The following is a 7,193-nucleotide window of genomic DNA, read 5'->3' as shown; positions in this document are numbered from 1 at the left end:
GTGCAGGAAGACCAGCAGCGCCACCATCGAGCCTAGGGTGCAGGCCAGGGCGGTGGTCGTCGCCGACACCAGCATCAGCCGGGCCGGGCCGAGGCCCACCGCCGACAGGCCGGGCCGGGGCCGGGTGGCCGGGTCGGTCCGGGCCACCGCGATCGCGAGGTACACCGTGGCCGCCAGCGGGGCCGCGCACCAGGCCAGGCGCAGCGCCGAGGCGGGCGGTTCGGCCGTGCCACCCAGGGCGTGGCCGAGCGCGCACAGCAGCAGGAAGCCGGTGCCCGCCGAGGCCGTGGTGACCAGGAGGCGCCGCAGGTGGACGGCGGGGCGGGCGCCGCGGGTCAGACGGAGAGCGAGCACGCGGCCCGGCCTTCCGCCTCGGTGGTGCCGGAGACCGGCGGCAGGTGCACGGTGCGCACGCGCCGCCCGTCGAGCAGGGACACCGTGCGGTCGGCGAGGGCCGCGGTGTCCGGGTCGGACGTCGCCAGGACCACGGTGATGCCGTGCGAGCGGGCGGCCGTGGTCAGGGTGCGCAGCACGTGGCGGCGGTCGGCGCGGTGCAGCGGGGCGGTCGGCTCGTCGGCGAACAGCACGGTGGGGGCCGGGGCGAGGGCGCGGGCGATGCAGACCCGCTGCCGTTCGGCGTGCACCAGTTCCGCGGGGTGCCGGCGGGACTTGTCGCCGACGTCGAGGCGCTCCAGCCATTCCAGGGCGGCGGTCTTGGCGCGGCGCCGGCCGACACCGCGCAGCATCAGCGGCAGGGCGGCGTTCTCCCACACGTTCAGCTCGGGGACGAGCACGGGGGAGGGGTCGATCCAGCCGAAGCGGTCCCGGCGCAGCCTCTCCCGGGCCACCGGGCCGAGCGTGTGCACGGGCCCGCTGTTGAACCAGACCTCGCCGCTGTGCACGGGGACCTGCCCGGACAGGCAGCGCAGCAGGGTCGTCTTGCCGCTCCCGCGCGGGCCGCCGACGGCCAGGATCTCGCCCTCCCGGACGCCGAGCGAGACCCCGCTCAGCCCGGGCGAGCCGTCGTCGTGGCGGAAGTGCAGGGCTCGTGCCCAGAGCACGTCGTTGTCCGGTGGGGCCACCATGGCGTACACCTCGGTTCGGATCGGAAATGCCGTGCGCGGTTCGGGAAATCCCCCGTGCGGGGGAACGAAACGCGGGGCCGATCGGTCACTGGCACGCTAGGCAGGCGACGCCGGGAGGCCGGACAGCACGCGGCCCCGGGCCACCGTTTCTCACTCGAACGGGGGTCTCCGGGGCCGGTGTTGATCATCCAAAGGGAAGATCGGAACCTCGGACGGCCTACGGTTTCGGGCGGCCTACAGCTTCGTCCACGCCTCGGTGAGCGTCGCGCGCAGGATCTGCTCGATCTCGTCGAACGTCTCCTGGTTCGAGATCAGCGGCGGGGCGAGCTGGACGACGGGGTCGCCACGGTCGTCGGCGCGGCAGTACAGGCCGTTCTCGAACAGCTTCTTGGAGAGGAAGCCGTACAGGACGCGCTCGGTCTCCTCGGCGTCGAAGGACTCCTTGGTGTTCTTGTCCTTGACGAGTTCGATGCCGTAGAAGAAGCCGCTGCCGCGGACGTCGCCGACGATCGGCAGGTCGAGCAGCTTCTCCAGGGTGGCGCGGAAGGCGCCCTCCTGGTCCAGCACGTGCTGGTTGAGGCCCTCGCGCTCGAACAGGTCGAGGTTGGCCAGGCCGACCGCGGCGGAGACGGGGTGGCCGCCGAAGGTGTAGCCGTGCAGGAAGGTGTTGTCGCCGGAGTAGAAGGGCTCGGCCAGCCGGTCGGAGATGATGCAGGCGCCGATCGGGGAGTAGCCCGAGGTCATGCCCTTGGCGCAGGTGATCATGTCCGGGACGTAGCCGAACTTGTCGCAGCCGAAGGTGGTGCCGAGGCGGCCGAAGGCGCAGATGACCTCGTCGGACACGAGCAGCACGTCGTACTGGTCGCAGATCTCGCGGACCCGCTGGAAGTAGCCGGGCGGGGGCGGGAAGCAGCCGCCCGCGTTCTGGACCGGCTCCAGGAAGACCGCGGCGACGGTGTCCGGGCCCTCGAAGAGGATCTGCTGCTCGATCTGGTCGGCGGCCCAGCGGCCGAACGCCTCGGGGTCGTCGCCGTGCAGCGGGGCGCGGTAGAGGTTGGTGTTGGGCACCTTGTGCGCGCCCGGCACCAGCGGCTCGAACGGTGCCTTCAGGGCGGGCAGCCCGGTGATGGACAGGGCGCCCTGCGGGGTGCCGTGGTAGGCCACCGCGCGGGAGATGACCTTGTACTTGGTCGGCTTGCCGGTGAGCTTGAAGTACTGCTTGGCCAGCTTCCAGGCGGTCTCCACCGCCTCGCCGCCGCCGGTGGTGAAGAAGACCTTGTTCAGGTCGCCCGGCGCCTCGTGGGCGAGCCGCTCGGCGAGTTCCACGGCCTTGGGGTGGGCGTAGGACCAGATCGGGAAGAAGGCCAGTTCCTGCGCCTGCTTCAGGGCGGTCTCGGCGAGCTCGGTGCGGCCGTGTCCGGCCTGGACGACGAACAGGCCGGCGAGACCGTCGAGGTACCGCTTGCCCTGGTCGTCGTAGATGTGGGTGCCCTCACCGCGGACGATGGTGGGGACCGGCGCGTTCTCGTACGAGGACATGCGGGTGAAGTGCATCCACAGGTGGTCGTACGCGGACTTGCTGAGTTCCTTGGGGCTGTCGGTGCTCACGATTATCGGGTTCCCCACATGTAGGTCTGCTTCTTGAGCTTGAGATAGACGAAGCTCTCGGTGGAGCGCACGCCGGGCACGGCCCGGATGCGTTTGTTGATGACCTCCAGGAGGTGGTCGTCGTCCTCGCAGACGATCTCGACCATGAGGTCGAACGAGCCCGCGGTCATCACCACGTACTCGCACTCGGACATCGCGGCCAGCGCGTCGGCGGCTGCGTCCACGTCGCCCTCGACGTTGACACCGACCATCGCCTGGCGGCGGAAGCCCACGGTGAGCGGGTCCGTGACGGCGACGATCTGCATCACGCCCTGGTCGAGCAGTTTCTGCACCCGCTGGCGGACCGCCGCCTCGGACAGGCCCACGGCCTTGCCGATGGCGGCGTACGGCCGGCGGCCGTCCTCCTGGAGCTGCTCGATGATGGCGAGGGAGACGGCGTCGAGCTGCGGGCCGCCGCCGTTCTTGGACTCCTTGGAGTCCCTCGGTTCTGCGCTTCGACTGGCCACGAGGTCACTGTGCACGACGTCTCGACAGTTTCGCAAGGCTCGATCAATGAAATTCGTTGTCACCGACCCCCGATCGTGCGGATTTCGCAGATGTGGGGTGGCCAGGGGTGTTGAAAACGTCAGAGTCCGGACTAGGGTGGGTGTCTCAGAGGTTGGACACCTCACGGCTGGACACCTCGGACATCAACCAGGAGCACCAGGAGGGCTTGCAGTGAGCACCGAGCTGCGTCGTCTGCGCAACTACATCGGCGGTGAGTTCCGGGACGCCGCCGACGGACGGACCACCGAGGTGGTCAACCCCGCGACGGGCGAGGCCTACGCGACCGCTCCGCTGTCCGGTCAGGCGGACGTGGACGCCGCGATGGCCGCCGCCGCCGAAGCGTTCCCCGGCTGGCGGGACACCACCCCGGCCGAGCGGCAGAAGGCCCTGCTGAAGATCGCGGACGCCTTCGAGGAGCGGGCCGAGGAACTCATCGCGGCCGAGGTGGAGAACACGGGCAAGCCCACCGGGCTGACCCGCACCGAGGAGATCCCGCCGATGGTCGACCAGATCCGCTTCTTCGCGGGGGCGGCCCGGATGCTGGAGGGCAAGGGCGCCGGCGAGTACATGGAGGGGCTGACCTCCTTCGTGCGCCGCGAGCCGGTCGGCGTCTGCGCGCAGGTCGCGCCCTGGAACTACCCGATGATGATGGCCGTGTGGAAGTTCGCCCCGGCGATCGCCGCGGGCAACACGGTCGTCCTGAAGCCCTCGGACACCACGCCCGCCTCCACCGTGCTGCTCGCCGAGATCCTCGGCTCGGTGCTGCCCAAGGGCGTCTTCAACGTCGTCTGCGGCGACCGTGACACCGGCCGCCTGATGGTCGAGCACCCGACCCCGGCGATGGCCTCCATCACCGGCTCGGTGCGCGCGGGCATGTCGGTGGCCGAGTCCGCCTCCAAGGACCTCAAGCGGGTCCACCTGGAGCTCGGCGGCAAGGCCCCGGTCGTGGTCTTCGAGGACACCGACATCCCCAAGGCCGTCGAGGACATCTCGACCGCCGGCTTCTTCAACGCCGGCCAGGACTGCACGGCCGCCACCCGCGTCCTCGTCCACGAGTCCATCCACGACGAGTTCGTGTCCGCGCTCGCCAAGGCCGCCGCCGACATCAAGACCGGCATGCCCGACGACGAGGACGTCCTGTACGGCCCGCTGAACAACCCCAGCCAGCTCAAGCAGGTCGAGGGCTTCATCGAGCGGCTGCCCGCCCACGCGCGGGTGGAGGCCGGCGGCAAGCGGGTCGGCGACCGGGGCTACTTCTACGCGCCGACCGTCGTCTCCGGCCTGAAGCAGGACGACGAGATCATCCAGAAGGAGGTCTTCGGCCCGGTCATCACCGTCCAGCGCTTCACCGACGAGGACCAGGCCGTCGAGTACGCCAACGGCGTCGAGTACGCGCTGGCCTCCTCGGTGTGGACCAAGGACCACTCCCGCGCGATGCGCATGTCCAAGAAGCTGGACTTCGGCTGCGTGTGGATCAACACCCACATCCCGCTGGTCGCGGAGATGCCGCACGGCGGCTTCAAGAAGTCCGGCTACGGCAAGGACCTCTCGGCGTACGGCTTCGACGACTACACGCGGATCAAGCACGTGATGACGTCGCTGGACGCGTGACCCGGCGCGCGGCGCACCACACCCGCCGCGGGCCGGGCCGCCCGGCCCCGGTGGGGTGAGTGCGCGGCGGCTCCGTCTCGCGCGACCGGCCCCGCGGTAGCCCGTCGCCCCGTTCCCCGCGTCCCTACGGGCGCGGGGAACGCGCGTTCCGCAGGGCGCACAGGACGTCGACGCGGTTGGTGGTGACGGAGTCGACGCCGAGGCCGATCAGCCGGCGCATGGCACGGCCGGTGTCCGGCGTCCAGGCGGAGAGCAGGTGGCCGCCCGCGTGGACGCGGTCGGCCAGGGCCCGGTCGATCAGGCCGAAGCGGTAGTTCAGCCAGCGCGGCCGGATCGCTTCCAGGAGCGCCGGGCGGGGCGGTGCCGCGGTGGTGCGGGTGAGCGCGAGCTCGGCGTCCGGTTCCGCGGCCCGCACGGTCAGCAGGGTGGCCGCGCCCGCGCAGTAGTACACCCGCTCCCGCGCCTCGCAGGCGTGGACGACGTCGACGACGCGCCGCACGGCCCGCAGGTCCGGCGAGCCCGGCAGGTCGATCAGCACGCGGCTTCCCCCGGTCGCCGCCAGCGCGTCCGCCAGCGTCGGCACGCCGTCGCCGGTCAGCCCGCGCACCTCGTCGCGGGACAGGGCCGCCAGCGGGCGCTCGTGCTTCCACAGCCGCTTCAGGGTGGCGTCGTGCAGCAGCACCGGCACGCCGTCACGGGTGAGGCGCACGTCGATCTCGACCGCGTCCGCACCCCGCCCGAGCGCCGACCGCAGGGAGGCGAGGGTGTTCTCGCGGACGCGGTACGGGTCCCCGCGGTGGGCGACGGCGGTCACGGGCCGCACGGGCCGCCCCTCGGCCGCGGTCAACGGGCGAGCCACGACGTGGTGTAGCGGTCGATCTCGGCCGCCAGCGCCGCCTTGCCCGCCTGATCGAGGAAGGACGCCTCGACCGCGTTCTTCGCCAGTTCGGCCACGCCCCGCTCGTCGAGGCCGAGCAGGCGCGCGGCGACCGCGTACTCGTTGTTGAGGTCGGTGCCGAACATGGGCGGGTCGTCGGAGTTGACGGTGACCAGGACGCCGGCCCGGGCGAAGTCCTTCAGCGGGTGCTCGTCGAGGTCCGTCACCGCGCGGGTGGCGATGTTGGAGGTGGGGCAGACCTCCAGCGCGATGCGCCGCTCGGCCAGGTGGCGCAGCAGCTCCGGGTCCTGGGCGGCGCTGGTGCCGTGCCCGATGCGCTCGGCCCCCAGGTCGTTCAGGGCGTCCCACACCGTCTGGGGGCCGGTGGTCTCGCCGGCGTGCGGCACCGAGCGCAGACCGGCGGCGCGGGCGCGGTCGAAGTACGGCTTGAACTGCGGGCGGGGCACGCCGATCTCCGGGCCGCCGAGACCGAAGGACACCAGGCCCTCCGGGCGCAGCCGGTCGTCGGTGGCGAGCCGGGTGGTCTCCTCGGCCGCCTGAAGACCCGCCTCGCCGGGAATGTCGAAGCACCAGCGCAGCACGGTCCCGAACTCGCTCTCGGCCGCCTTGCGGGCGTCCTCGATGGCGTCCATGAAGCCCCGCTCGTCGATCCCGCGCCGGGTGGACGAGAACGGGGTGATGGTCAGCTCGGCGTACCGCACCTGCTGCCGGGCCAGCTCGCGGCCCACCTCGTACGTCAGCAGCCGCACGTCCTCGGGGGTGCGGACCAGGTCCACGACCGACAGGTACACGTCGATGAAGTGGGCGAAGTCGGTGAAGGTGAAGTACTCGGCCAGGGCCCGAGGGTCGGTGGGGACCTTGGAGTCCGGGTGCCGGGCGGCCAGTTCCGAGACGATCCGCGGGGAGGCGGAGCCGACGTGGTGCACGTGCAGTTCCGCCTTGGGCAGTCCCGCGATGAAGGCCTTCAGATCGCGTGGCACGCGCGGCTCGACGAGGTGCTCGGTCAAGGGGTCCTCCCCGGGGGACGGCGTCCCGGTCCGCGACGGGCGGCGGGGCGCGGGTGATCGGCTGATCGGTGACTCCCGGTCATCGTAGGCGGTGGCAGCCGGCCGCCGGTGGCCCCCGGGCGGCCCCCGGCGGGCGGCGCCGTAGCATGGCCGGACGATCGACCAGGGGGGACAACCCAGAATGACGGACGCGACACAGCCCGGCGGGAGTCCGGCGGGCGGCAACGACCCCTGGGCTCCGCCGGAGCACAGGACCTCGCTCGACAAGGGCGCGTCGACGGGACCGGGGCAGCACATACCGGGGACGCCGCCCGCCGCGGGCGGCCCCGCCGGGACGCAGCCGCCGTCCGTGCACGACCAGCCCACCGTCGTCTCCATGCCCGCCGCCGGCCCGACCCCGCCCGGGGCCACGCCCCCCGGCGGGGTCCCGCCCTACGG

General features: G+C 72.1%; 6 protein-coding genes and 2 pseudogenes. 2 read left to right on the top strand and 6 right to left on the bottom strand.

Annotated features, from left to right (window positions below; translation table 11 throughout):
- From G3I53_RS10760 to G3I53_RS10745, 4 genes and pseudogenes are all read right to left on the bottom strand, one after another.
- Window positions 1–354, bottom strand: a pseudogene (locus G3I53_RS10760) (hypothetical protein); the annotation flags it as partial.
- Window positions 336–1,085 (bottom strand): ATP-binding cassette domain-containing protein, encoded by a 750-nt coding sequence (locus tag G3I53_RS10755; protein WP_164438271.1) that lies wholly within the window; start codon window positions 1,083–1,085, stop codon window positions 336–338. The pseudogene G3I53_RS10760 and the gene G3I53_RS10755, both read right to left, overlap by 19 nt.
- 234 nt (window positions 1,086–1,319) lie before the next feature.
- Window positions 1,320–2,693 carry an aspartate aminotransferase family protein gene (locus tag G3I53_RS10750; RefSeq protein ID WP_164335815.1) on the bottom strand — a complete coding sequence of 458 codons (1,374 nt, stop codon included), beginning with the start codon at window positions 2,691–2,693 and terminating at the stop codon, window positions 1,320–1,322.
- A gap of 2 nt (window positions 2,694–2,695) precedes the next feature.
- Window positions 2,696–3,214, bottom strand: coding sequence for an Lrp/AsnC family transcriptional regulator (locus G3I53_RS10745; protein ID WP_164335813.1), 519 nt, complete (start codon window positions 3,212–3,214; stop codon window positions 2,696–2,698).
- Between the two features lie 196 nt (window positions 3,215–3,410).
- On the opposite strand from G3I53_RS10745, the gene G3I53_RS10740 reads away from it, so the two are divergent.
- Window positions 3,411–4,850, top strand: coding sequence for a gamma-aminobutyraldehyde dehydrogenase (locus G3I53_RS10740; RefSeq protein ID WP_164335811.1), 1,440 nt, complete (start codon window positions 3,411–3,413; stop codon window positions 4,848–4,850).
- A 124-nt stretch (window positions 4,851–4,974) separates the two neighbouring features.
- On the opposite strand, the gene G3I53_RS10735 is transcribed toward G3I53_RS10740, so the two are convergent.
- Both G3I53_RS10735 and G3I53_RS10730 read right to left on the bottom strand, forming a co-directional pair.
- A complete protein-coding gene (locus G3I53_RS10735) occupies window positions 4,975–5,673 on the bottom strand; it encodes a glycerophosphodiester phosphodiesterase (protein WP_164347425.1) in 699 nt (232 codons plus the stop codon).
- Window positions 5,674–5,693: 20 nt separating this feature from the next.
- A complete protein-coding gene (locus G3I53_RS10730; RefSeq protein WP_343239760.1) occupies window positions 5,694–6,821 on the bottom strand; it encodes an adenosine deaminase in 1,128 nt (375 codons plus the stop codon).
- Window positions 6,822–6,936: 115 nt separating this feature from the next.
- Between G3I53_RS10730 and G3I53_RS33250 the strand changes: the two are divergent.
- Window positions 6,937–7,193: pseudogene (locus G3I53_RS33250) on the top strand (DUF4190 domain-containing protein); the annotation flags it as partial.

This window comes from Streptomyces sp. SID14436, assembly GCF_010548465.1.
Classification (GTDB): Bacteria; Actinomycetota; Actinomycetes; order Streptomycetales; family Streptomycetaceae; genus Streptomyces.
This window is presented reverse-complemented; position numbering and strand designations above follow the sequence as displayed.